22 protein-coding genes and 3 pseudogenes are annotated in these 22,789 nt (G+C 69.6%); 10 read left to right on the top strand and 15 right to left on the bottom strand.

The annotated features are described in order from the left end of the window. Position 1: 1 nt before the first annotated feature. The 3 genes and pseudogenes from OG496_RS27565 to OG496_RS27555 form a co-directional block, all read right to left on the bottom strand. Positions 2–325, bottom strand: a complete 324-nt coding sequence (locus tag OG496_RS27565; RefSeq protein ID WP_405972786.1) for a hypothetical protein — start codon at positions 323–325, stop codon at positions 2–4. Between the two features lie 251 nt (positions 326–576). Next, positions 577–699, bottom strand: a complete 123-nt coding sequence (locus OG496_RS27560) for a hypothetical protein (protein WP_405972785.1) — start codon at positions 697–699, stop codon at positions 577–579. 1,114 nt (positions 700–1,813) lie between these two features. Beyond that, positions 1,814–1,963 (bottom strand): annotated as a pseudogene (locus tag OG496_RS27555) (flavoprotein); the annotation flags it as partial. Between OG496_RS27555 and OG496_RS27550 the strand changes: the two are divergent. Further along, positions 1,909–2,715, top strand: a pseudogene (locus OG496_RS27550) (IS5 family transposase). The pseudogenes OG496_RS27555 and OG496_RS27550 sit on opposite strands and share 55 nt — an antisense overlap. Positions 2,716–2,899: 184 nt before the next feature. Here OG496_RS27550 and OG496_RS27545 read toward each other — a convergent pair. Beyond that, a complete protein-coding gene (locus tag OG496_RS27545) occupies positions 2,900–3,541 on the bottom strand; it encodes a hypothetical protein (RefSeq protein WP_405972784.1) in 642 nt (213 codons plus the stop codon). 148 nt (positions 3,542–3,689) lie between these two features. Here OG496_RS27545 and OG496_RS27540 point away from each other — a divergent pair, with 148 nt between their 5' ends. Continuing rightward, a complete protein-coding gene (locus OG496_RS27540) occupies positions 3,690–4,352 on the top strand; it encodes a hypothetical protein (RefSeq protein ID WP_405972783.1) in 663 nt (220 codons plus the stop codon). Positions 4,353–4,605: 253 nt separating this feature from the next. Here OG496_RS27540 and OG496_RS27535 read toward each other — a convergent pair. Both OG496_RS27535 and OG496_RS27530 read right to left on the bottom strand, forming a co-directional pair. Next, positions 4,606–4,827 (bottom strand): annotated as a pseudogene (locus OG496_RS27535) (aminoglycoside phosphotransferase family protein); the annotation flags it as partial. A 272-nt stretch (positions 4,828–5,099) separates the two neighbouring features. Beyond that, a complete protein-coding gene (locus OG496_RS27530; protein WP_399398340.1) occupies positions 5,100–5,513 on the bottom strand; it encodes an arsenate reductase ArsC in 414 nt (137 codons plus the stop codon). A gap of 91 nt (positions 5,514–5,604) precedes the next feature. Between OG496_RS27530 and OG496_RS27525 the strand changes: the two genes are divergently transcribed. Then, positions 5,605–5,913 carry a metalloregulator ArsR/SmtB family transcription factor gene (locus OG496_RS27525; protein ID WP_366499200.1) on the top strand — a complete coding sequence of 103 codons (309 nt, stop codon included), beginning with the start codon at positions 5,605–5,607 and terminating at the stop codon, positions 5,911–5,913. Continuing rightward, the gene (gene arsB / locus OG496_RS27520) at positions 5,910–7,022 is read left to right on the top strand and encodes an ACR3 family arsenite efflux transporter (protein WP_405972782.1); all 1,113 of its coding nucleotides are present in this window, start codon (positions 5,910–5,912) and stop codon (positions 7,020–7,022) included. Before OG496_RS27525 ends, arsB begins: the two co-directional genes overlap by 4 nt. Before the next feature lie 190 nt (positions 7,023–7,212). On the opposite strand, the gene OG496_RS27515 is transcribed toward arsB, so the two are convergent. Then, the gene (locus OG496_RS27515; protein WP_405972781.1) at positions 7,213–7,590 is read right to left on the bottom strand and encodes an ArsR/SmtB family transcription factor; all 378 of its coding nucleotides are present in this window, start codon (positions 7,588–7,590) and stop codon (positions 7,213–7,215) included. Positions 7,591–7,860: 270 nt separating this feature from the next. Here OG496_RS27515 and OG496_RS27510 point away from each other — a divergent pair, with 270 nt between their 5' ends. Continuing rightward, positions 7,861–9,225, top strand: coding sequence for an NAD(P)-binding domain-containing protein (locus OG496_RS27510; protein ID WP_405972780.1), 1,365 nt, complete (start codon positions 7,861–7,863; stop codon positions 9,223–9,225). Positions 9,226–9,253: 28 nt separating this feature from the next. Beyond that, a complete protein-coding gene (locus OG496_RS27505; protein ID WP_405972779.1) occupies positions 9,254–9,721 on the top strand; it encodes an ArsI/CadI family heavy metal resistance metalloenzyme in 468 nt (155 codons plus the stop codon). A 188-nt stretch (positions 9,722–9,909) separates the two neighbouring features. Here the strand turns inward: OG496_RS27505 and OG496_RS27500 are convergent, their stop codons facing one another. Genes OG496_RS27500 through OG496_RS27485 form a run of 4 tightly spaced genes read right to left on the bottom strand, consistent with a single transcriptional unit; the run spans position 9,910 to position 14,041 of the window. Next, positions 9,910–10,620: an aspartate/glutamate racemase family protein gene (locus OG496_RS27500; RefSeq protein ID WP_405972778.1), complete on the bottom strand. Its 711-nt coding sequence runs from the start codon at positions 10,618–10,620 to the stop codon at positions 9,910–9,912. Then, positions 10,617–11,642, bottom strand: a complete 1,026-nt coding sequence (locus OG496_RS27495; protein ID WP_405972777.1) for an ornithine cyclodeaminase family protein — start codon at positions 11,640–11,642, stop codon at positions 10,617–10,619. The genes OG496_RS27500 and OG496_RS27495 overlap by 4 nt, the downstream gene beginning before the upstream one ends. Continuing rightward, a complete protein-coding gene (locus tag OG496_RS27490; RefSeq protein ID WP_405972776.1) occupies positions 11,639–12,541 on the bottom strand; it encodes an ABC transporter substrate-binding protein in 903 nt (300 codons plus the stop codon). Before OG496_RS27490 ends, OG496_RS27495 begins: the two co-directional genes overlap by 4 nt. A gap of 57 nt (positions 12,542–12,598) precedes the next feature. Beyond that, positions 12,599–14,041: an MFS transporter gene (locus tag OG496_RS27485; RefSeq protein WP_405972775.1), complete on the bottom strand. Its 1,443-nt coding sequence runs from the start codon at positions 14,039–14,041 to the stop codon at positions 12,599–12,601. A 297-nt stretch (positions 14,042–14,338) separates the two neighbouring features. Between OG496_RS27485 and OG496_RS27480 the strand changes: the two genes are divergently transcribed. Next, complete coding sequence (locus OG496_RS27480) at positions 14,339–15,043, top strand: GntR family transcriptional regulator (protein ID WP_405972774.1); 705 nt, start codon at positions 14,339–14,341, stop codon at positions 15,041–15,043. Between the two features lie 211 nt (positions 15,044–15,254). Then, on the top strand, positions 15,255–16,511 hold the full coding sequence (locus OG496_RS27475; protein ID WP_405972773.1) for a serine hydrolase: 1,257 nt from the start codon (positions 15,255–15,257) through the stop codon (positions 16,509–16,511). 107 nt (positions 16,512–16,618) lie between these two features. Here OG496_RS27475 and OG496_RS27470 read toward each other — a convergent pair whose 3' ends face one another. Continuing rightward, positions 16,619–17,110, bottom strand: a complete 492-nt coding sequence (locus tag OG496_RS27470) for a hypothetical protein (RefSeq protein WP_405972772.1) — start codon at positions 17,108–17,110, stop codon at positions 16,619–16,621. Positions 17,111–17,160: 50 nt separating this feature from the next. Here OG496_RS27470 and OG496_RS27465 point away from each other — a divergent pair, with 50 nt between their 5' ends. Then, positions 17,161–17,880 carry a leucine-rich repeat domain-containing protein gene (locus OG496_RS27465; RefSeq protein WP_405972771.1) on the top strand — a complete coding sequence of 240 codons (720 nt, stop codon included), beginning with the start codon at positions 17,161–17,163 and terminating at the stop codon, positions 17,878–17,880. 34 nt (positions 17,881–17,914) lie between these two features. Then, entirely contained in the window at positions 17,915–18,361 is a 447-nt protein-coding gene (locus OG496_RS27460) for an NUDIX domain-containing protein (RefSeq protein ID WP_399398334.1), read from the top strand. Positions 18,362–18,482: 121 nt separating this feature from the next. On the opposite strand, the gene OG496_RS27455 is transcribed toward OG496_RS27460, so the two are convergent. The 3 genes from OG496_RS27455 to ribA all read right to left on the bottom strand — a co-directional run bounded on the left by OG496_RS27455 (position 18,483) and on the right by ribA (position 22,662). Next, positions 18,483–19,436, bottom strand: coding sequence for an SGNH/GDSL hydrolase family protein (locus tag OG496_RS27455; protein WP_405972770.1), 954 nt, complete (start codon positions 19,434–19,436; stop codon positions 18,483–18,485). 179 nt (positions 19,437–19,615) lie between these two features. Further along, positions 19,616–21,835 carry an MMPL family transporter gene (locus OG496_RS27450; RefSeq protein ID WP_405972769.1) on the bottom strand — a complete coding sequence of 740 codons (2,220 nt, stop codon included), beginning with the start codon at positions 21,833–21,835 and terminating at the stop codon, positions 19,616–19,618. 185 nt (positions 21,836–22,020) lie between these two features. Continuing rightward, the gene (gene ribA / locus OG496_RS27445) at positions 22,021–22,662 is read right to left on the bottom strand and encodes a GTP cyclohydrolase II (RefSeq protein WP_318017270.1); all 642 of its coding nucleotides are present in this window, start codon (positions 22,660–22,662) and stop codon (positions 22,021–22,023) included. Positions 22,663–22,789: the final 127 nt, after the last annotated feature.

Raw genomic sequence — 22,789 nt, 5'->3', positions numbered from 1 at the left:
GTCAGTCGTCCTGGTCCGTCGAGCCGGGTCCGGGTTCCGTGTCGACGGACGTGTCCAACCCGTCCAGCCGCTCGCCGCGCCATCGCTCGACGACCTGCTTCACGGCGTCCACCGCCGCCGTCACGGTCAGCTCGGCGGTCTTGGAGACCACGGCGACCAGGATGATCTCGACGATGCCACCGGAGAGGACATCCTCCCCGTCCGCGATCGCGACCTCCTGCGGACGCCAGAGCAGGCCGGTCTCCGCCTCCAGTTCGCCGCGCATACGGGCCGGATCGTCCAGCCCGATCAGCCCTTTGACGGACACCACGATCTTCGTAGCCATGCGAACGCCCCCGCGTCAGGTCAGAATGCCGATCAACGCCCATTCCAGAGTACTCACTTGGGCAAGCCCTCACTGGTCAGCCGTTGTGCTGCGGGGACGGTTTCGCCAGGCCGCTCCGGTAGGCGATGACGACGAGCTGGGCGAGACCGCGGGCGTTCGGCTTGGTCATGCTCGTTGGATGTGGCTGCATACGGTCAGAGGGCGCAGGGCGAGCTGTTCGGCGATCTCCGTGTTGGACTTGCCTTACGCGGTCAGGGCCGTGAACGCGCGTTCGCGGCGCGCTCGCGCATGTAGAGCAGGCCGAAGCCGTCGCCGGAAGTGGGCGGGGCCGTGGGGCAGTCGGCGGTGGTGTCGTTGGTGACGGCCAGGGTCAAGTAGTGCGGTGCGTAGGCGAGTCGGCCCTGTGCGCTGTGGATCGCGGCGCGCTTGGCGACGTTGGCGAGCGCTTCCGATCGGATAGGCGGTCAGGTCGAGCACGGGCGGGAGCGGATGTCGCCGTTCCGCGACGGTGACGGTCACCTGCAGGCCGACCCGTCGCGCAGGCGTCGACCAGGTCGGGCAGCTGGTCCAGTCCCGGTGCGGGAACCAGGTCGTCCCCGGGGGCGGTGTTCTGGCGCCGTCGCCTACACCCGGGCCGCCATCGACGGTATCCGGCAGGGACGCCTCCACACCGAATTCGGCTGGGCCTCACCCCTACCCCCTATTTCCCTCGCCTTCCCAGGAAGATCAGCACCGTGTTCGAACCCGTACCGTCCGCATTCCCCACCACCACAGCCGTGGACAACGCCTCGGCCGCTGTCTGAGACCCAGCACCTCATGGCCAACACCTATGCCGCGGGCTGGCGACGCATCATGGCCGATCCCGCCTGCCCTGGACCAGCTCAGTGAGTATCCAGAGGTGGTGCCGGGGAAGTCCCCTCTGCTTGCGGCTTGGGCGGTCAGTGCGTGGCGCAAACGTCGAAGTGAGGTCGATGAGGTTGGAACGTTTGCGCGGCAGCCTGTGACGAAGCGAATCCGACAGGGGCTTGCGCGGTGGTGGTGGGACAAGTCCTTCGAGTGGGGCTTGCGGCGGCAGGTGCGAACCAACGGTGACACGTTCAAATACGCACAAACGCGCGTGTACCTGCCGGGCAGGTGAGGGTACGAACCTGGCGCCGCCTTCAGACTGATCGGAAAGCGAAAGAGCGTCAGATGGGGCGAACGTACTGGTCAGCAGTCCCTTCTGCGTGAGCGATGCGTGAGCGGACGGCGCGGCAGGAGCCGTCCTGACGTGGACCGCGCCCCACAACGAACCTGTCCTGACCAGGTGTTTCCGGACACCGAGTCAGCGCCCGGAACCACCCAGCAAGATCCCGCCAGGACTTTTAATCCATTGGTTGTGGGTTCGAGTCCCACAGGGTCTACCGGTGGTGGGCGGGGGTTATGGCCTCTGACCTGCTGTGCAGCGTCTGATTCGACTTTGGTCGGGTTGGGCGCTGCTTCGTTTTCGGGGGTTTGGGTGAGCGGGTGCGCGGGGCGAGTCGAGCGGGGTTGGTCCGGTGTTCGCCAGGCCGAGCGGATGGGGTGGCCGGTCTGCGCCTCGACTGCTTCGACGTCGAGGAAGCCGAGTCCCTGGGGGGTGGCGACGATGCCGACGTCTCAGTGCCGTTCCTGTGCCGGGTCGTAAGCGTCTGGATAGTCGCAAGGTGCTGTGCGGGATCCTGTTCGTGCTGTACGCCGGGATCCGCTGGGAGTTTCTGCCCCAGGAGCCGGGCTTCGGCTCGGGGATGACCCGCTGGTGACGGCTGCGGGACTGGAATGAGGCCGGGGTCTGGCAGCGCCTGCACGAGCTGCTGCTCTGCGAGTCGCGGGTCGCAGACCTGCTGGACTTCTCCCGGGCTGCGGTCGACTCCAGCCACATCCGCGCGATGAAGAGCGGGCCGGTTACCGGTCCGCCCCCGGTGGACCGGGGCAGGACCGGCAGCAAGCACCACCTGATCGTCGAGGCGCCCGGGATCCCGCTCGCGACGACCACCACCGGCGGCAACCGCGACGACGTCACCCGACCGGTCCCGCTGATCCAGGCCGTCCCGCCGATGCACGGCAAGCGTGGTCGGCCACTGCGCCGCCCCAAGTACCTGTACGCCGACCGCGGTTATGACCACGAGGTCTGCCGGGACACGGTTCGCCGGTTCCGGATCACCCCGCACATCGCCCGGCACGGCTCCGGGCACGGCTTCGGCCTGGGCGTCCACCGCTGGGTCGTGGAAGGAGCGATCGCGCTACTGCACCGGTTCCGCCGCCTGCGCAGCCGCTGGGAGATCCGCGATGACATCCGCCACGCGTTCGGCACCCTCGGCTGTGCCGCCAGCTGCCGGCGACGACTGCGCACCGCACTTTGCCGGGAGTGAGGGCAGGCGACGTGCTTGAGGAGATGGCCTGCTCGCTGCGTCAGAACGCACTCGTGGCAGTCGAGCCCGTACAGCCTCACAGCCTGGATTTCAGCGCGTCGACCTCACATCGTCCGCAGGGCCCGCCCGGACGCTGCGTCGTGGGCCGGCTCGTACTCGATGCGGGCCGGCTCGGTGTTGCTCGTCAGCGGTGGTCGACGTAGGTGACGAGTCCGCCGATGGTCAGGCCCAGCGCGCATCCGCGGCGGAAGGACTCGTGGCGCATGCCCGGGGTGTGCTGGGCGTCGGTCATCGCGTACAGGCCGCGGATCCCCAGTTCCACGCCGCACAGGCACACGACGTAGCCGTGACGCAGGGCGGCGGCTGCCCACTCGGGGTCGTGCGGGACCCAGGTCCGGGAGTAGATCTCACCGTCGGGCGTCCGCAGTTCCAGCCGGGAGTAGGCGTATCCGTAGGACTGCGCCAGTTTTGGCTGTTCATCGGGTATCTCGTGCAGCTCCCATCCGGGGAGAGAGGGCAGCTCGCAGTAGACGTCGGGCGGTAGGCGCCTCATGCCGAACAGGATGGCGCCTTCGATCTGCGGTTCCTCGGGTATCTCGTCGAGCGAGGCTCCCTTCGGCACGACGTACCCGAAGTAGCCCACGCCCAGGGCATGCCTGAACTCGAAGAGGGCCGTGGGCAGGCGGGGTGTCTGTGCGGGGTGGAGGGTGACTGTGCCTTCCGCGGTCTCCAGGCCCCCCAGCACGCACTCAAGCTGCAGCGCGGGGTCGTCGCAGAACAGGATCCGCCCGAGGTCGTCGACCTGTTCGAACTGATACTGGCTCATCTCCTGCAGCCCTCCGGTTGGTTGACGTTCCGCGTCCGCGAAGCAGACGGCTAATGTTGAACCATCCTATTGAAGGATCGTTCAACAATCCATACATTGGAACGCGTGCACCACCAGGCCGACGGTTTCGTCGAGAGCAGGGGTGAGGGTGAGCGCGGAGGAAGCAGGCACAGGGCGGACAGGTGTGGGGCGGCGGGTGCTGGTGGGCGCCGCAAGCACCGGCGCGGCGTTGGCGCTGTGGGCGATCGTGCGTCTGATCGTGCGTACGGCCTTCGTCGCGCATGCCCAGTGGATCGACGCGTTGTGCGCGCTGGCGATCCTCCTCGGCTGCGTGTTCCTGTGCACGTGCTGGTACTTGGACCTCCGGTGGCTGCTGTGTGCGGTGTGCCTTTTCGGGGTGCTGTTCCTGCAGAACCTGGAGCTGGATCAGCAGGCACTGCACCAGCACGGGCGTACCGAACACGTCAGGGTCCGACAGATTCGGTGGTCCGCCGGTGACGGCATGGATCCGGGCGTCCACCGCTACTCGGTCACCGTCCTCGACGGCCCACCGCTGGCTCCGTTCGAGGAGAACGGGCTCATGGGCTGGAACTGGGTGGTGGGCGGTACTTACACGGTGACCGTCGATCCGCAGGGCAGTGCCCTGCTCAGGCGGGGGGACAAGCCCGGACCTCCGGTGATCCAGCAGTTCCTGCAGATCCCCCTCGGCCTCGGCCTGGCCTTCGCCCTGTGGCGGCCCGCGGGGCTGCTCCTGCGCCGACGACGCGTCCCGTCAGCCGGACCCAACTCGGCCATAGGGGGCTGTGATTGAGCGGCGCCGGGGCGCCGACAATCTCACCTGCTCTCGTCCCAGGAGTGTGGATGGTCGGCGTCGTCTCGGTTGATCTGGTCCCGCTCGCTGCCGTGACGACCGGCCTCGAATACGCCGGCTTGTCGAGCTTTCTGTCACCCGCGGCGGTTCCGGTCCTCGTGACAGAGCGCCAACTGCCGTGTCACAGCTCACAGCTCACAGCTCACTGCGCACGTTGTGGGCGCCGCAGGAGTGACAGATGTCGCGCCCAAGTGCCAACCGCCTCGCTCAAATCACACCCCGGGGCTGCGGCGATCGCGAGTACGGGCGGCTTGCGCCGAAGGGCTTCCGGGGTCGGGACCGGCGCCAGGGTCATCGTCTCGACCTCGACGTCGACCTCGATGCGTGCCTGATCGGCGTCCACCTTCAGGAACGCGTCGCCACGGCGCGGGGTCGCGCGCTCGGAATGGGCGACGACGACCTTGACCTCATCCATGGCGACCCATATCCCGCACGAACGTCGACGTCGTATTCCGCACGACCGTTGACGTCCCCGGGTCTGTCGCGTGCGATGGCGCGGCTGACCGCATCCCGCTGCCCAGCGGCCTCGCGCACGACACCGACCGCTGACCAGACCAGACCAGGCCAGACCAGGCCAGGCCAGGCCAGGCCAGGCCCAGCACTTTTGTCAGGAGTCCTAAGGCCGCCTCAAGTTCCGCTCGCTTCCCCCGTGCCCAGTTGACCCCGGTCCGTACTCCCTGCGCGAGGTCAGTGCTGTGCCGGGACGTCGAGGTCGTGGAGAAGCCCGCGGATGCGGCGCTCGATGTCGTCGCGGATCGGGCGGACGGCTTCGACGCCCTGGCCCGCCGGGTCCTCCAACGTCCAGTCCAGGTAGCGCTTGCCCGGGAAGACGGGGCAGGCGTCGCCGCAGCCCATGGTGATGCAGACGTCCGACTCCTTCACCGCGTCGACGGTGAGCATCTTCGGGACTTCGGCGGAGATGTCGATGCCCACCTCGGCCATGGCCTCGACAGCGGCCGGGTTGACGTTGGCGCCGGGGTCGGAGCCGGCGGAGCGGACCTCGACCCGGTCTCCGGCCAGATGGGTCAGCCACGCGGCGGCCATCTGGGAACGGCCGGCGTTGTGGACGCAGACGAACAGCACGGAGGGCTTGTCGGACATCAGAGGTCTCTCTTGTCTCACGACGACATCAGGTGCGAATGACATCAGCACCCGGTGGTGTCAGCCACCACTGATATGAAAGTATCAGTCCATGATGATGTCAGTCGACACTGATCTGATCCGGGTTCTGGCCGACCCGCTCAGGCTCCAGATCGTGACCTTGCTCGCCAAAGAGACGCTGTGCACCACTCACCTCGTGGAGGAGACCGGTGCCAAGCAGACCAACCTCTCCAACCACATGAAGGTGCTGCGCGAGGCCGGGGTCGTCGAGACCGAGCCGTGCGGCCGCTACACCTACTACCGGCTCAAGCCCGACGTCCTCGCCGCACTCGCCGGCCAGTTCGCCGAGCTGGCCGAGTCCGCGCGCGCCGCCGCCGAGAACAAGAGGGCCTGTCCATGACCGCCGCCGAAGCGCCCGTGACCACCGCCGGGGAGTCCTCGGTCGTCGCGAAGCTGTCGACGCTCGACCGTTTCCTCGCCCTCTGGATCCTTGCCGCCATGGCCGTCGGCCTGGGGCTCGGGCGCGCGATCCCCGGCCTCAACGACGCCCTGGCCAAGGTCGAGATCGGCGGCATCTCCCTGCCCATCGCCATCGGCCTGCTGGTCATGATGTACCCGGTCCTGGCGAAGGTCCGCTACGACAAGCTCGACGCCGTCACCGGCGACCGCAAGCTCATGGTCTCGTCGCTGGTCATCAACTGGATCGTCGGTCCGGCGGTGATGTTCGCCCTGGCCTGGATCTTCCTGTCGGACCTGCCCGAGTACCGCACCGGCTTGATCATCGTCGGCCTGGCCCGCTGCATCGCCATGGTCATCATCTGGAACGACCTGGCCTGTGGCGACCGCGAAGCCGCCGCCGTCCTGGTCGCCCTCAACTCCGTCTTCCAGGTCCTGGCGTTCGGCCTGCTCGGCTGGTTCTACCTCGACCTGCTGCCCGGCTGGCTCGGCCTGGGCGACGGCCAGCACCTCGACATCTCCATGTGGAAGATCGCCCTGAACGTCGTCATCTTCCTCGGCGTCCCACTGCTGGCCGGGTTCCTCACCCGCCGTATCGGCGAGAGGAAGCTGGGGCAGGAGCGGTACGAGTCCAACTTCCTTCCCGGGATCGGCCCTTGGGCCCTGTACGGCCTGCTCTTCACGATCGTCATCCTCTTCGCCCTTCAGGGCAGGACGATCACCTCGCAGCCGCTGGACGTCGCCCGCATCGCGCTGCCGCTGCTCGTGTACTTCGCGGTCATGTGGTTCGGCACCTTCGCCCTCGGCAAGGCCATCGGCCTGGCCTACGACCGCACGGCGACCCTCGCCTTCACCGCGGCGGGCAACAACTTCGAGCTGGCCATCGCGGTCGCCATCGCCACCTTCGGCGTCACCTCCGGCCAGGCCCTGTCGGGTGTCGTCGGCCCGCTCATCGAGGTACCGGTCCTGGTCGCGCTCGTCTACGTCTCCCTGGCCTGGCGGCGGAAGTTCGGCGCCGACCGGCAACTGACGGCCGTGACGCAGGAGAGCTGATGCACTGTCCGGACTGCTCCGGCATGATGCGACCACCGGGGCCGGGGCAGGCTCAGCCGGTCCTCTGCCTCGTCCACCCGACCGGGATGCCAACCGGGCACGCCGCCCGCCACTGCACTGCTTGACATGTCTGAGGGCCGTGCGTGGTCCCGGGAGTTACGCCTCCCCGGCGTGGAGCGCGCCTCGGGGGTCAGGCCGCTGCCGGGGCGACGGTCAGCAGCTTGCCCATCGCGGCCAGTACCGACGGTTCGACCCGGTAGTAGACCCAGGTGCCGCGCCGCTCGGAAGTGAGCAGGCCGGCCTCCTTGAGCTTCTTCAGGTGGTGGGAGACGGTCGGCTGGGACACGCCGACGTCGGAGATGTCGCACACGCACGCCTCGCCGCCCTCGTGCGAGGCAACCAGGGAGAACAGCCGCAGCCGCACCGGATCACCGAGCGCCTTGAACATCCGCGCGGCCGTTTCGGCTTCCTCCGCGGTGAAGGGGCGCTCGGTGAGCGGCGGGCAGCACGCCGCCGCCGTCTTGCCGGCGGAGGGGTCCAACAGCGGCAGCACCTGGATATTCGACATGCATCTATGTTGACACATGTCGAACCAGTCGATGGGGGCCGAGGTCGACTCCGTCCAGGAGGGGGCGTCGAGCATCGCGTCGATGTGGCTGATGTGGCGTTGATGTGGCTGATGTGCGCGGCGGTGTCCGTCACGGCGTCGCCGGAGTGCCCACCCCCGTCAACGGTCAGACCTCCTAAATTCGATAAGCGTCTATGTTGACCCTTGTCGAATCAGGTGTCATGCTGACCGTCCAAGGCATCGACAAACGTCGAAGTAAAGGGGAGTCCAGTGAGCGCGCTCACCACCGACCATCTGCCCGTAGTGGTCATCGGCGCCGGCCCCATCGGCCTGGCCGCCGCCGCCCACCTTGTCGAGCGCGGCATCGAACCCCTGGTCCTGGAAACCGGCCCGGCCGCCGGGAGCGCCGTACGTGAGTGGTCGCACGTCCGCCTGTTCTCCACCTGGGGAGAGGTCACCGACCCGGCCGCCGAGAAGCTCCTCGCACCGACCGGCTGGGTCCGCCCCGACGCGTCCACCTACCCGGCCGGCGGCGACTGGGCCGAGCGCTACCTCCAGCCCCTGGCGGATGTCCTCGGTGACAAGGTCCGCTACGGCACGGCGGTGACCGGAGTCGCCCGGGTCGGCCGCGACCGCATCGTCGACGCGGGCCGCGACGAGCAGCCCTTCACCGTGCACATCCAGTCCGCCGACGGCCACGAGGAGCGGATCACCGCCCGAGCCGTCATCGACGCCTCCGGCACATGGTCCACCCCCAGCCCGCTGGGCGCGGACGGCCTCCCCGCCCTCGGCGAGAAGGCGGCCGTCAGCCGCATCTCCTACCGCGTCCCCGACCTCAAGGACCCGGCCGTACGCGCCCGTTACGCGGGCAAGCGCACCGCCGTCGTCGGCTCCGGCGCCTCCGCCTTCACCGCCTTGGCCCTCCTCGCCGACCTGGCGAAGGAGGAGGACGGTACGCACGCGGTGTGGATCCTGCGGCGCGGCATCGGCTCGAACACGTACGGCGGCGGCGAGGCCGACCAACTCCCCGCGCGCGGCGCGCTGGGCCTGCGGGCCAAGGCCGCCGTCGAGGCCGGTCACGCGAGCGCGGTCACGGGATTCCGTACACAGGCTGTGGAACACGACGGCGACCAGCTCGTCCTCGTCGCCGAGGACGGCCGCCGCCTCGACCCGGTCGACGAGGTCATCGTCCTGACCGGCTTCCGCCCCGACCTGTCCTTCCTCTCCGAACTCCGCCTCGGCCTCGACGAACGCCTCCAGGCCCCGACGGCGCTCGCCCCGCTCATCGACCCGAACGTCCACTCCTGCGGCACGGTCTACCCGCACGGCGTGAACGAGCTTTCCCACCCGGAACAGGGCGTCTACCTGGTCGGCATGAAGTCCTACGGCCGCGCCCCGACCTTCCTCGCGATGACCGGCTACGAGCAGGTTCGCTCCATCACCGCCGCCCTCGCCGGGGACCAAGAGGCCGCCGAGCGCGTCGAGTTGACCCTCCCGGACACGGGTGTGTGCGGCGGCGCGGGCCTGTTCGACGAGCCGGAGAGCACCGAGCAGTCCGGCGGCGGATGTTGCACCGCCCCGTCCACCCTCCAGATCGGCATCGGTGCCCCTGCCACCACCGCCGGCGGCTGCTGAACTCCCCACCCAACCAAGGAGGTTCGCCATGACGTCCCGCGTACAGCTCGCCCTCCGCGTCCCTGACCTCGCCGCGTCCGTCGCCTTCTACACGAAGCTCTTCGGCACCGAGCCCGCCAAACTCCGCGACGGCTACGCCAACTTCGCCATCGCCGAGCCCCCGCTCAAGCTCGTCCTGATCGAGGGCGCGGCGGGCGAGGCGACCCGCATGGACCACCTCGGCGTCGAGGTCGAGAGCACAGAAGCCGTGCGCGCCGCCACCACCCGGCTGAGCGAGGCCGGCCTGACCACGGCCGAGGAGAACGACACCACCTGTTGCTACGCCCTCCAGGACAAGGTCTGGGTCCACGGCCCCGGCCAGGAACCCTGGGAGGTGTACGTCGTCAAGGCCGACGCCGACTCCCTGACCAAGCAACAGGGCAGCACCTGCTGCACCGACCCGACCGAGGCCGACACCGGCTCCAAGCAACCGGCCATCGCGAGCGGCTGCTGCTGACCCGCCGATGACCCACCTTCGCGCCAGCGAGGCCGTGACCGGAACGGGAGACCGGTCACGGCCTCGCGCCGTGCTGCCCGCCCTGTCGCCTTCACCGCCGCCTGGCTGCTGGCCGGCGTATCCATGGCCGCCACCTTCTACCGGCCCGCCTTCGTCCGGCTCGGGTGCCGCTTCTGCTTCGGGGATTTCTACCTGAGCGTGCGGAGTTTGGGCAGGGGAGCCGCGTACGTCCCGGCCTTGCTGGTGGTGAGGCGGCGGTGGGCCAGTGATTCGACGAGGGCGACCGCGCAGCTGACGCCGTCGACCACGGGGATGCCGAGCCGGTCGGTCATGCGGGTGTCCAGTCCCGTCATGCCTGCGCAGCCGAGGCAGACGACCTCCGCGCCGGCGGCCATCGCCTGGCGGGACGCGTCGATGAACGCCTCCTCGGTGGTGGCCGGGTCGAGTTCGAGGTCGAGTACGCCCAGGCCGGTGGCGAAGACTCCGGCGCAGCGGTCGAGGAGTCCGGCGGTGCGCAGGCTGTCCTCGATCTGGCCCGCGGCCCGGGCGAGTGTGGTGACGACGGCGAAGCGGCGGCCCAGGACGAGGGCGTAGAGGGCGGCGGCCTCCGTGATGTCGACTACGGGGACGTCGAGGAGTTCGCGTGCCCCTTCGCGGCCGTGTTCGCCGAAGCCCGCCATGACCACTCCGTCGACCGGCTGGTCGAGGTTCTGGAGGAGGTCCAGGACCGAGGCCGCGCTGAGGAAGCTGTCGAACCATCCCTCGGCGGAGGCGACGCCCCAGCTGGGGGTGAGGGGCAGGATGCGGGTGCCGGGCAGGGCGACGGCGCGGGCGCCGGCCGCGATGGTGTCGGTCATGGTGGTGCTGGTGTTGCAGTTGACCACGGCGATCACCGTCATCGTGCCGCCCCCGCTCCCGCTGTGACGCACAGGCCCGAAGTGTCGTACGCAGTAAGGGTGTTGATGCCTATTCCGGTGGCGCGGGCGCGGTCCACGGCCAGTGCCGCGTAGGCCAGGTCCTGGAGGGCGATGCCGACCGAGTTGAACAGGGTGACCTCCTGCGGATCGGTGCGGCCGGGGGCCGATCCGGCCAGGACCGCGCCGAGTTCGCGGCTGAAGGTCTCGGCCGTCGTGGCGCCTTCCGCGATCGAGAGGACGGCTTCGCCGGACTTGAGGAGCTGGGTGGGGGTGCTGTCCACGACGACGGTCGCGCGGGCTATGCCCGCCGAGTCGATCTCGCGGTGGTCGGGGCGGGGTGGCGCGCCGACCGCGTTGATGTGCTGGCCGGGACGGAACCACTCCCCGAGGACGACGGGGAGTCGGGCGGGGGTGAGCGTGCAGACGATGTCCGCCGCCTCGACCACGTGTCGCGGGTCGGGTGCCTCGACGACCTCGACGAGGTCGCTCACCGCGTGGTGGAAGGCGCGCAGGGTGGCGGGGGAACGGGACCAGACGAGGACGGTGTCTAGGGCGCGGATCTCCCGCAGCGCGTGCACGTGCTCGATCGCCAGCCGTCCCGCGCCGACCAAGCCCAGCACGCGGGCGTCGGAGCGGGCGAGTGCGTCGGTGGCCACCGCGCTCGCCGCCGCCGTACGCGTCCGGGTAACGACCTCGCCGTCCAGTACGGCGAGGCATTCTCCCGTGCGCGCGTCCAGCAGCAGGACCGTGGAGCGCTGGGTGGGCAGACCGGCCGAGCGGTTGTCGGGGGCGTCCGACATGACCTTGACCGCCGACAGGCCCAGCCGGTGGGAGGTCGCGGCCATAGGCAGGAACTGGGTGGTGCCGGTTCCGGGGAAGGCCACAGGAGCGGGTTGTTCGGCCCGGCCCTCGGCGAGGTCGATGAAGGCGGTGCGTACGGCCCCGATGACCTCGGCGCGGCTGACCAGCCCGGTGAGGTCGGCGGAGCCGAGCAGCAGCGTCACCGGTACTCCGCCATGAAGCTGTCGTCGGCGAGGGCGGCGTAGGAAGGGGCGGAGCGCACCAGGCCGCCCTCCGCCAGGATGCGCATCCACCGGTCGCTGGCCGTCTCGTCGATCGCCACGGTGTCCCATACGGCGCTCTCCGCCATCTGGCGCTGGGCCTCGCGCAGGATTCCCTGGTCCTTCTCGGGCCAGCGGCGCTTGAGGATGTCGTCGACGGTGTGCGGGTCGACGGTCGGTACGAGGCGCATCGCGGTGTCGATGGCGGCGGTGAACCGGGTGATGTGGTCGCGGAGTTCGGCCACGCGGTCGGTGCGGCAGTAGTAGACGCTGTTGGGCATGATGCCGCCGTCGTCGAGGTGCCGGAAGACGATCCGGGCGGTGCCCGACGCCTCCAGTTCGGTGGCGGTGACCAGGTCGGCGATGATGGCGTCGCCGAGTCCGGCCGTGAAGAGTTCCACGAGCATCGCCGTAGAGAGGTCGCGGACGAAGCGGATGCCGGCCGGGTCCACGCCCGCCTCGCGCAGCAGCCCGGCGGTGAACTCGTAGGGGGCGCTGCCACCCGCGCCGGGGGCCAGGACGACCTTGCCGAGCAGGTCCTCCAGGGCGAAGTCGCCGCTGCTGCCCTCCCGGACCGCGATGGCCATGGGGAACTGGTGGTTGAGCTGGCACACGACGCTCAGTTCGCGCTCGCTGCCGGCGTACATGGCCGGTACCCACAGGCCGCCGAGCGCGATGTCCGCCCGGCCGGTTTCGAGGTCGTCGAGGACGCCGGTCCAGGGGTCGCGGGCGACGGCGGTGACCTCAAGTCCCGCGTCGTGGAAGAGGCCTTCGTGGTCGGCGAGGTATTCGGGCAGGTAGTTCAGGCCGTTGGCGGTGGCGGAGATCGTGAGCTTGTCCATGTTGTTCGTCCTCTCTAGGGGGATGGGGTACGGCGTTGCGGGTGCCGTTGGTGCTGGTCAGGCGTGGGTCGGGGTGGGGGCCGTCGTCTCGTTGACCTCTTCGAGCGTGCGGCTGCGGGTCTCGGGGGCGAACCGGGAGGCGATCACGAGTGCCGCGTACATCACCGCGACCATCCCGAAGACGCCCGCGAAGGAGAACCGGTCCCACAGCGCGACGGCGGCGAAGGGCATGACGGCTCCGGCGATGTTGCCGATGCCGTTGACGATGGAGGTGCCGCTGGCCCGGATCGGGGTCGGGTACAGCTCCGGGGACCAGACGGCGAGGGTGGTGTTGGTGAGCATGGTGAAGAACTGGAAGAGCGCGCCGAGGAGGAGGATCGCCGCGGTCTGGTGGGCGAACACCGCGAAGGCGACGGCGGTGAGACAGCCCAGGCTGCCGGCCACGCCGATGACCGACCGCCTGCCGTAGCGGCCCGCGAGCAGTGCCGAGGCGCAGGCGCCCAGCAGCGAGCCGACGTTCATGATCATCGTGTAGAGCAGGCTGTCGGACAGGGTGTAGCCGCGCTCGGTCAGCAGCGTCGGCATCAGGAAGTTGAGGGTGACCTGCGCGCCGAACGCCATCCACGAGGCCGCGCCGATGGTGACCGTACGGGACAGGACCGAGGGGCCGAAGACCGCCGCCGGTGACGCCTTGACCTGCCGGGCGGGGATGTCCGCCTCGGTCAGGACGGGCGGGACGGACGCCGGTACGTGCTTCGGGTCGAGCCGGTAGCCGGTCAGTTGGGCCAGGGAGCGGTTGGCGTCGTCGACGCGGCCCTGGGAGAGGAGGAAGCGTGGGGTCTCCGGCAGTCGCCGTCGGTATACCACCACGATCAGGGCGGGCAGGGCGAGGAGCACGAACGTCCAGCGCCACACCAGGTGGTCGCCGCCGAGTGCGGGGGCGAGCGGTCCCAGGAGCAGGAGGAACAGGCCGTAGGAGAGGAAGTTGCCGACCCCGCCGGAGCCGACGTTGAGGATGGCGACGAGCGTTCCGCGGTGGCGGGTGGCCACCATCTCGCACAGCATCGCGATGCCGATGGTGAACTCGCCGCCCAGGCCGATCCCCACGATCAGCCGACTCGCCAGCAGGGTCGGGTAGTTCATCGCGACGGCGCTGAGCAGTCCGCCCAGGGTGTAGACGAGGAGATTGACGCTGAGCGAGGTGCGGCGGCCGTGCCGGTCGGCGATCCAGCCGCCCGCGAACCGGCCGATCAGGCCGCCGATCACGGTGAAGCTGTTGATCGCCGTCAGCTCGTTGTTGCCGATGTGCAGGGACGACTTGATGAGGCTGCCCATCGCGCCCACGGAGTTCTGCTCCAGGGTGTCGAAGAACATCCCGGCCAGGATGATCATGAGCACCCAGAACTGGGCCCGGGTGAAACCGGCTTCGTCGAGGGCCCGCGCGAGGGTGTTGGTGGCGGGGCGCGCCGGGGACGGCGCGGTGACCTGGGACGCACTCATGCGACACCTGCCGGGGATGACTTGGATGCCTGGGTCGTGGTCGTGGTCGTGCTCTTCAGGGGACTTGGTGCGGTGCGATCCATGAGTGCCTCCGTCAACCAGTGAGTGCTATTGGTATACCAACGGCGGCTCGGCGGCCACAGGGCTGCGATGTTAACTCGACGTAAGGGATGGGCCGTTCAGGTTCCATGCCTGTAAAAACCCCAGGTGAAAGTGGCTCTTTGGTGAGGCCGCACTGCGTGGAGATCGACTGCGGACCTCGATGGCTCAAGTGGAGCCTCGGCTATCTTGTATGCCATGTCATTCACGGACTCCTCCGGCTCCGACGGCCGCTCACTGGTCCACAAGGTCTACGAGTACCTGCGCGACGGCATCATCGAAGGCGAACTGCCACCGGGCACACGGCTGTTGGAGCGCGAGCTGTCGGAGCGCCTCGACGTCTCCCGGATCCCGATCCGCGAGGCCCTGCCCCAGCTCGAAGCCGAGGGGCTGATCACGACGCTGCCCCGGCGCGGATCGATGGTCACGCAGCTGACCCTGCGCGACATCGACGAGCTGTTCAGCGTGCGCACGAGCCTCGAAGTGCTCGCCGCCCGGCTCGCCAGCGGGCAGGCGGCCGAGCGCGCCTCCGCGCTGCTCTCACCCGCCTTCGCCCGCGCCGAACTCGCCACGGACGAAGGCCGGCAGCCCGAGATCGCCGCCGCCAACGCGGCCTTCCACGAGGCGATCGTGCGGCTGTCGGGAAGCCGCCTGCTGAACTCGATGATGGCGCCCATCAGCGCCCGCGTGCGCTGGCTGTTCCGGCTGACCTCCGACCGCGACCCCGGCGTGCTGTGCACCGAACACCGCGAGCTGTACGAGGCGATCTGCGCCGGCGACACCGAACTCGCCGCGTCGCTCGCCTTCGTACACGTGGAGCGCGGCCGGCGTCCGTCCCTGGCGTCGCTGACCGGTGTACTGCCGGCCGGCACCGACCCCGCCGAGGAGGACGGGCCGGGATGACGTGACCGGGTGTGCGTGTCTTCTGCGTACGTCTGTTCCGAGTGAGCGATGCGTGAGCGGACATTGAGTCGGCGCACGTCCCGGCACGCGTATCGCGGACGTATCGAAAACCGCATACGCCCCCGCAACGGTCCCCCGCCTTCAGTGGAGGCACGAACCACCGTGCGTCAACGGTCAGTTCGTCCATCGGGAACGGGAAGGGACTGTGAGCATGGACTCGGATTCCGTACGCGGTGTCGGCCGGCGGCGGCTGCTCGGGTGGAGCGGGCTGGCGGCCGTCGGCGGGGTGGCGGGCGCGTCGTCGGCGGGCGCCCAGCCCAGTTACGCCGGCCAGGCCCCGACCGGCCAGGCCGACCACGTTCCGACCGACCCGATCCCGCCCGACACCCGCCCCGGCGGGGCCTACGACCGGTACGTGGCGAAGCTGGCCGCCGAGGGCCGGTTCTCCGGCGTGGTGCTGCTGTCGCACCAGGGCCGGACGGTGCTGTCCCGCAGCTACGGCATGGCCGACGAGGAGAAGGGGATCGCCAACCACGAGGGTGTCGCGTTCAGCCTCAGTTCGGCGGGCAAGCCGTTCGGGGCGGTGGCCGTCCTGCAGTTGGCGCAGCAGGGCAGGGTGAAGCTGTCGGACGCGGTGGGCACCCATCTGAAGGGCCTCGCCGAGGAGATCGCCGAGCGGGTGACCATCCACCACCTGTTGTCCGGCACCTCCGGGCTGGACGTCCCGGACGAGGACGTGCGACGGGTCTTCCGGAGCCGGGACGAGGTGCACGCGTACTACGAGCAGCGGGCCCGGCAGGCGAGACTCGTGGGTGTCCCGGGCGTTCCCGACACCGACCACGAGGAGGCGGAGGTCACCCTCTCCGCGCTGGTCGTGGAGGCCGTGACCGGCAGGACGTACTGGGACTACGCGCAGGAGAACATCTTCGCGCGCTGCGGCATGACCGGCTCGGGGTTCCGCACCAGACCGCAGTGGCTCACCGACGAGCACATCGCGCACCCGTACATGGAGCTGGCCGACGGCAGCGTGGTGGACGCCGTCCGCAACCTGGACAGGAGCAGCCCGGACCCGAACGTCCGCGGCAAGAATCCGGGCCGCTCCTTCATCGACGCGCCAGGGGACGGCGGTTTCGCCACCGCGCCGGACCTGGTCCGGTTCGCGCACGCGCTGGGCGACGGCACGGTACTGGACCGGCCCTGGGCCGACGTGCTCACCGCCGCCAAGATCCCCCATGGACCGGCGTCGTTCGGGGCGTACGGGATTCCGGTCTCCGTCGTCGGCGGCCAGTGGACGTACCAGCGCGCCGGCGGCAACCCCGGTGTCGGCGCCAACTGGGACATCTACCCGGACACCGGCTGGGTCGGTGTCATCCTCAGCAACCGCGACGGCGTGCCGCTGCAGGAGATGATCGGGCAGGAGATGCAGGCCGTCACCGGCGTCCCGGCCGACGGGGGTTCGGGGGGCTGAGCCGCTGAGCTACCGGGGATTCCGCGTATGCACGGCCGGTGTCGTGTGCGGGGGCCCGACCGACGCCGAGGCCGTCCTCGAACCTCCGCGTCACGCAGGCAACGCCCTCAGCCTCGGCGAGCGGCGCCGTCCGGCCATACGACGTCCACGGGGAGGCCGGCCGCTCGTGCTTCGAGGACGGTGTCGGCGGTGCCGCCGCCCTTGCCGGTGGGGGGTTCGCCGTTCCATACGGCGACGAGGCGGTCGGCGCGTTGGAGGAGGACGGTGTTGGCGGCTTCGTATGCCTGGCGGTCGGCCGTTGCGGGGGGGAGTACGAGTACTTCCTCGGCGGATGCGACGAAGTGGTCGAAGAGGGGGGCCTGTTCGGGCTCGACCTTGTGCCGGCGATAGTCCTGGGAGGGGATCACGGCGATCAGGTGGCCGCCGGCGCCGAGGATAGCCTCGGCGAAGAGGGAGTCGGCGCCCCCGGCGAGGCAGGAGACGCCGATGAGGCGGCCGTCGGTGGCGTACCGCGTGAGCAGGTTGGCCAGTGCGGTGCGGATCAGCGGGATGCTGTCCTCGGTCAGGTCGATGTGGCCGGTCACCGCGAGGGTCGTCACGGTCGCGTGTTCCCTTCGTCCGTCGCGCTGTCGAGAAAGGCGGGCAGGTCGTGCCCCACGTACTGAACCTGTGGCGTCAACAGCTGGGAAAAGTACCCGAGTCGGTCTGGCGACGCACCGAACTCCAGGTCCTCATCCTGGCGGACAACGCACTCACCGACCTCCCGCCCGGGATCGGACGACTGCACCGGCTGACCACCCTGGACCTCGGTCACAACCACCTCACCTCGGTGCCCGACGAACTCGGCGAACTGGCCGGCCTCGACGGCTGCCTCTACCTGCACGACAACGACCTGGCCGAACTCCCGTACACCCTCGGGAACTTGACCCGTCTGCGCTATCTCAACGTCGGCGAGAACACCCTCACCGCCCTGCCCGAGGCCGTCGGCCGCATGGCCGGTCTCATCGAACTCCGGGCACAGCACAACCGGTTGACGACGCTGCCCGACAGCATCGGAGCCCTCGGCAAGCTGCGCGAACTCTGGCTCCGGGGCAACGAGATCGCCCGCCTGCCGTCGTCCGTGGCCGACCTCCACGAACTGCGTCACCTGGATCTACGGGAGAACGCCCTCGCCGAACTCCCGCAGGAACTGGCCGACTTGCCCCTCCTCCGTCAACTCGACCTGCGGAGCAACCGCCTCACCCTGCTGCCGGACTGGGTGCTGGGCATGCCGTCGCTGGAGAACCTGGACCTGCGGTGGAACGACTGCGACCCGCCCTCGGCGCTGCTGACGGAGTTGGAGCGGCGGGGAGTCGTCGTCCTCCGGTGAGGATCGTCCGGGAGGACGTGCTTTCCTCTTCTCCATGACTCTGCTCGTTGCCGCCGTCATCGTCCACGACAAGGCCGCGGGCCGGGTCCTTCTCCTCCAGCGCGGTGAGTACGCCAAGTTCGGGCGAGGGATGTGGGATCTCCCCGTAGGCAAGAACGAACCCGGCGAACCCGTCACCGAGACCGCCGTGCGCGAGCTGTACGAGGAGACCGGCATCGTCGTGGAGGCGGAGTCGCTGAAGGTCGTCCATGTCATCCACGCCGCCCTCGGGGTCGAGGCGCCCAGCGGGTTCCTCACCGTCGTCTTCGCCGCCGACAAGTGGACCGGCGAAGCCGAGAACCGCGAACCCCTCAAGCACGCGCAGGTCGGCTGGGCCCAAGTCGACTCCCTGCCCGAGGAGTTCGTGAGAGGCAATGGGCTGGCCCTTCGGCAGTACCTCGACGGTGTCGAACCGCAGATGCGTCTGTACGGGTGGGAGTGAGCGACGGCCAGTGATCGCCCGACTCCATCGCCACCGGCCTCGGCGTGACTCACGGTCTCTACGGGTGCAACTCAGGTTGCGGACTCACGGGTTGATACACCTCCGATCGTGAACGACCGTCCTACAGCGCCGACTTGATCGTGTGCAGCACCGCGTCCGCCATGCCCCGCTCACCCCGCGCGTTCGGGTGCACCGGCGCCGCCGGGCTCTCCGGTACGAGCGGCTCGATCCAGCGGGTGTCCTTCGCCGCGCAGGCGTTGTGGTCCGCGGAGGGCGTGTACGTGTCGACGTAGCCGGCCCCCGCCTCCGAAGCCTGTTGCCGCAGCATGGAGTTGAGCTGTCGCTCCTTCTCGCGGAGGAAGGTCACGTCGCCCGGTGCGAGGGACATCTCCCGGCCGCAGTCGGCGCTGTCGGTCGGCAGGATCGCCGGGTAGGAGACGACGTAGACCCGGGCCTCGGGGGCGCGGCGCCTGACCTCGGTCAGGACCCGGGTGAGCCGGGCGCCCGCCGTGGCGATCTTCTTCTGTACGGCGTCCGAGTCGCCCCTGACGTAGTTCCGTTCGCAGGGCGCGTCCTCGTGGATGTACTTGCCGCTGCCCGTCATCTCGTACAGCGCGCCCATCGCCACGCACCGTTTGATCATCGAGCTGAAGTCGATGTCGTTGCCGGCGATGCCGACGGTGACCAGCCGGGTGGTCGACGAAAGCGCCCTGAGTTGCGGGGAGTTGGTGCCGTCGTTCGTGTGCTGCGACCCCGCGAGGTCGGCGGTCGTGGCGCCGCTGCAGCTCACGTCGCGGAAGTCCCCGCCCTTCAGGCCGAGTTCGGCGGCGACGAGGGCCGGGTAGTTGCCGGCGGAGCGGTCGCAGCCCGCGGGGGTGCCGGTGGGGTCGGTGATGCCGGGGCCTGCCGTGTAGGAGTCGCCGAGGGCCACGTACGGGCCCTTGGACGGGGCCGAGTAGGCGATGCCGCTGTGGCCGTCGTCGTTGCCGTCGCCGTCGCGGGTGACCAGGACGACGGTGAGCAGCGTGCCGCAGGCGAGGAGCCCGGCCACGCCGGCCTGCACTGAGGTCTTCATCGAAGTGCCCTCTCTGGTGGGCGAGTTGGTGACTCGGTGAGGTGTGGACGTCCGCGGGCCCGGCGACAGGCGGGGGGAGTGCCCTGTCGCCGGGCCCGGGACTTGCGCCGGTCCCCGTCCCCACGGGATCCGGCACCGCGAGGCCGCCACCGCTCTCGGCGGCCCCGGTCTGGGGGGAGTTAGGGGACGGGAGTGAGGCGAGTAGTGGGCGTCTCTGCGGTCGGCGCCGGGACCTTGCGGCTCAGGGCCTCGCCCTCGACGTCCATGCGGGGGAGGATCCGGTCGAGCCAACGGGGCAGGTACCAGGCCTTGTTGCCCATCAGGGAGAGGACGGCGGGCACGATCGCCATCCGGACCACGAACGCGTCGAACAGCACCGCGATGGCCAGCCCGAAACCGATCATCTTGATCATCGAGGCGCCCGCGCCGATGAAGCCCGAGAACACCGCCATCATGATCAGCGCGGCGGCCACGACCACCCGTGCGCTGTGCCGGAACCCGGAGACGATCGCCTGCCCGGGCCCGTCCCCGTGGACGTACGCCTCACGCATCCGGGAGACCAGGAACACCTCGTAGTCCATGGCGAGGCCGAAGACGATGCCCACCAGGAAGATCGGCATCAGGCTCATGATCGGGCCGGTCTGGTCGACGCCCAACAGCGAGGCCCCGTGGCCCTGTTGGAAGACCGCCACAACTGCGCCGAGCGCCGCGAGCACGGAGAGCAGGAAGCCGAGCGCCGCCTTCAGGGGCACGAGCAGCGAGCGGAAGACCAGGAGCAGGAGGACGATCGCCAGGCCGACCACCAGTGCCAGGTACGGGATCAGCGCGTCCTGCACCTTCTGCGCCACGTCGATGTTCAGCGCGGTGGTGCCGGTGACCTCGAAGCTCGCGCCGGATGTGCCGGACTCGATACCGGCCCGTTCGTCACGGATCGTCTGGACGAGCTGCTTCGTCTTCTCGTCGGTGGGGCTGGTGGCGGGAGTCGCGCTGAACACCGCTGTGTCGCCGGCCGAGTTGAAGCGCGCCGGTGAGACCGAGACCACCCCGTCCGTGGCCGCGATCTCCTTCGAGATCGTCGCTACGGAGCTCTTCGCGTCGTCCGCCTTCTTGGCGTCCACGACGATGGTCAGGGGGCCGTTGAAGCCGGGGCCGAAGCCCTGGGCGAGGTCGTCGTAGGCACGGCGTTCGGTGGTGGCCGTGGACTTGGCCTCGTCACCGGGCATGCCGAGCTGGAGGTTGAGGGCGGGCAGGGCCATCGCGCCGAGGCCTATGACGCCGAGCAGCAGGACGGGGATCGGGCGGCGGACGACGAGCCGGGCCCAACGGCTGCCCCTGTTCTCGCCGTTGGTGTTGCCCCGCCCGGCCTTGGCCTTGCCCTTCCGGTCGCGGCGGGAGAGGACGGCGTTCGGCCAGAAGCCGAGGACGGCCGGAACCAGGGTGAGGGAGATCAGGACCGACAGGAGGACCGCGCCCGCCGCCGCCAGGCCCATCTTCGTCAGCATCGGGATGCCGACCACCGACAGACCGGCCAGGGCGATGACAACGGTCAGGCCGGCGAACACCACTGCCGAACCCGCCGTACCGGCCGCGAGTCCCGCCGCTTCGCGCGGGGCGTGGCCCTTCTCGCGTTCCTCCCGGTAGCGGGAGACGACGAACAGCGCGTAGTCGATACCGCAGGCGAGGCCGAGCATCGTGGCCAGTGTGCCGGTGGTCTCGGAGAGGCCGAAGGCGCTGCCCAGGGCGAGGACCGCGGACATGCTGATGCCGACGCCCAGGATCGCGGTGAGGAGGGGCAGGCCGGCCGCGGCCAGCGATCCGAAGGTGATGAGCAGGACCACGGCCGCTATCGCGATGCCGATCGCCTCCGCGCTGCCGCCCGCCGCGGGCTGGGTGGCGAGGGCGTCGCCGCCGACCTCGACGGTCAGGCCCGCCTTCTGGGCCGTGTCGATCGCCCGTTCCAGGTGGGTCTTGGCGGCGTCGGTGAGGTCGTCGGCCTTCACCTTGAAGGTGACGGTGGAGTACGCGGTGGACGCGTCCTTGCTCACCGCCTTCGCGGCGAACGGGTCGACGGCGGAGGCGACTTGGGAACCGTCGGCCGCCTCCGTGACCAGTTTCTCGATCGCCGCCTTGTTCTCGGTCGCGGTGACCTTCTCGCCGCTCGGGGCGACGAAGACGATCCGGGCGTTCGCGCCGTCCGCCGCGGTGCCGGGGAAGCGCTGCTCCAGCAGGTCGAAGGCGCGCTGCGACTCGATGCCGGGCATCGTGAAGCCGTCGTCCGGAGTGGCGGGGGCCTTGGCGGCGGCGAATCCGACGGCGCCGAGGACCGCCACCCACAACAGGGTGACGAACCAGCGCCACCGGAAGGCCACACGGCCCAAGCGATAAAGGAGAGTTGCCATGGCTGGGGAAGGCCTCCACGTCGGCGGTCGGTCGAGATACGGATCCGGATCGAGTCCGTGATCGTGGTCTCAAGCCTTCCGGCGGCGGCCCTGCGGCACGAGGGAGTGCCCTCCCGAATGGATGGTGTAGCCCGCTACACCATCGCCGCGCGGCTCAGCCCCTGTTCGGCTCCTGCACAGGCCCGTCAGCCCGCGTTCAGCTCCGTCAACTGGCCCAGCGGCAGCGTGTGTTGGGTCTGCAGGACCTTCGCGCGTAGATAGCGGACGTTGTGCGGGGTGGTGAACACGCCGGTCGGCACGCGGTCGTGCACGTCGATGCCGAGACCGCGCAACTGGTCGGCCTTGTCGGGGTTGTTGGACAGCAGGTCCAGGGACGTGATCCCGAGGGCGGTGAGCATCTGCGCGGCGGCCGTGTAGTCACGGGCGTCCTCGGGCAGGCCCAGCGCGGTGTTCGCGGCGTACGTGTCGAGGCCCTGGTCCTGGAGGGCGTACGCGTCGAGCTTGTTGTAGAGGCCGATGCCGCGGCCCTCCTGGCGCAGGTAGAGCAGGACACCGCCGCGCTCGGCGATGCGCTCGACGGCCTCGCGCAACTGGGGCCCGCAGTCGCAGCGGGCGGAGCCGAAGACGTCGCCGGTCAGGCACTCGGAGTGCAGCCGGACCAGCGGGGTGGTGCCGGGGGCGGGGTCGCCGAGGACGACCGCCACGTGTTCCTGGCCGTCGGTCAGGCCGTGGAAGGTGACGAGTTCGGCGTCGACGCCGTAGCCGTCCTGGAAGCGCAGCGGTACCCGGACGCGGGCACGCGGGGTGGCGGCGGGGAAGTCGGGCATGCGGGTCTCCGTGGTCCGGCGGCAGGTACGCGGATGTGCGTCGATGAGGTGCTTCAGTTTTGAAGCACATCCACGATGACGGACACTACCTCATGCTTGAAATTTGAAGCAACAGAATTGTGGGACG

The organism is Streptomyces sp. NBC_00988, from assembly GCF_045162645.1.
In the GTDB taxonomy this organism is placed as follows: domain Bacteria; phylum Actinomycetota; class Actinomycetes; order Streptomycetales; family Streptomycetaceae; genus Streptomyces.
The sequence above is the reverse complement of the archived record's forward strand: the minus strand, read 5'-3'. Positions and strand labels throughout refer to the sequence as shown.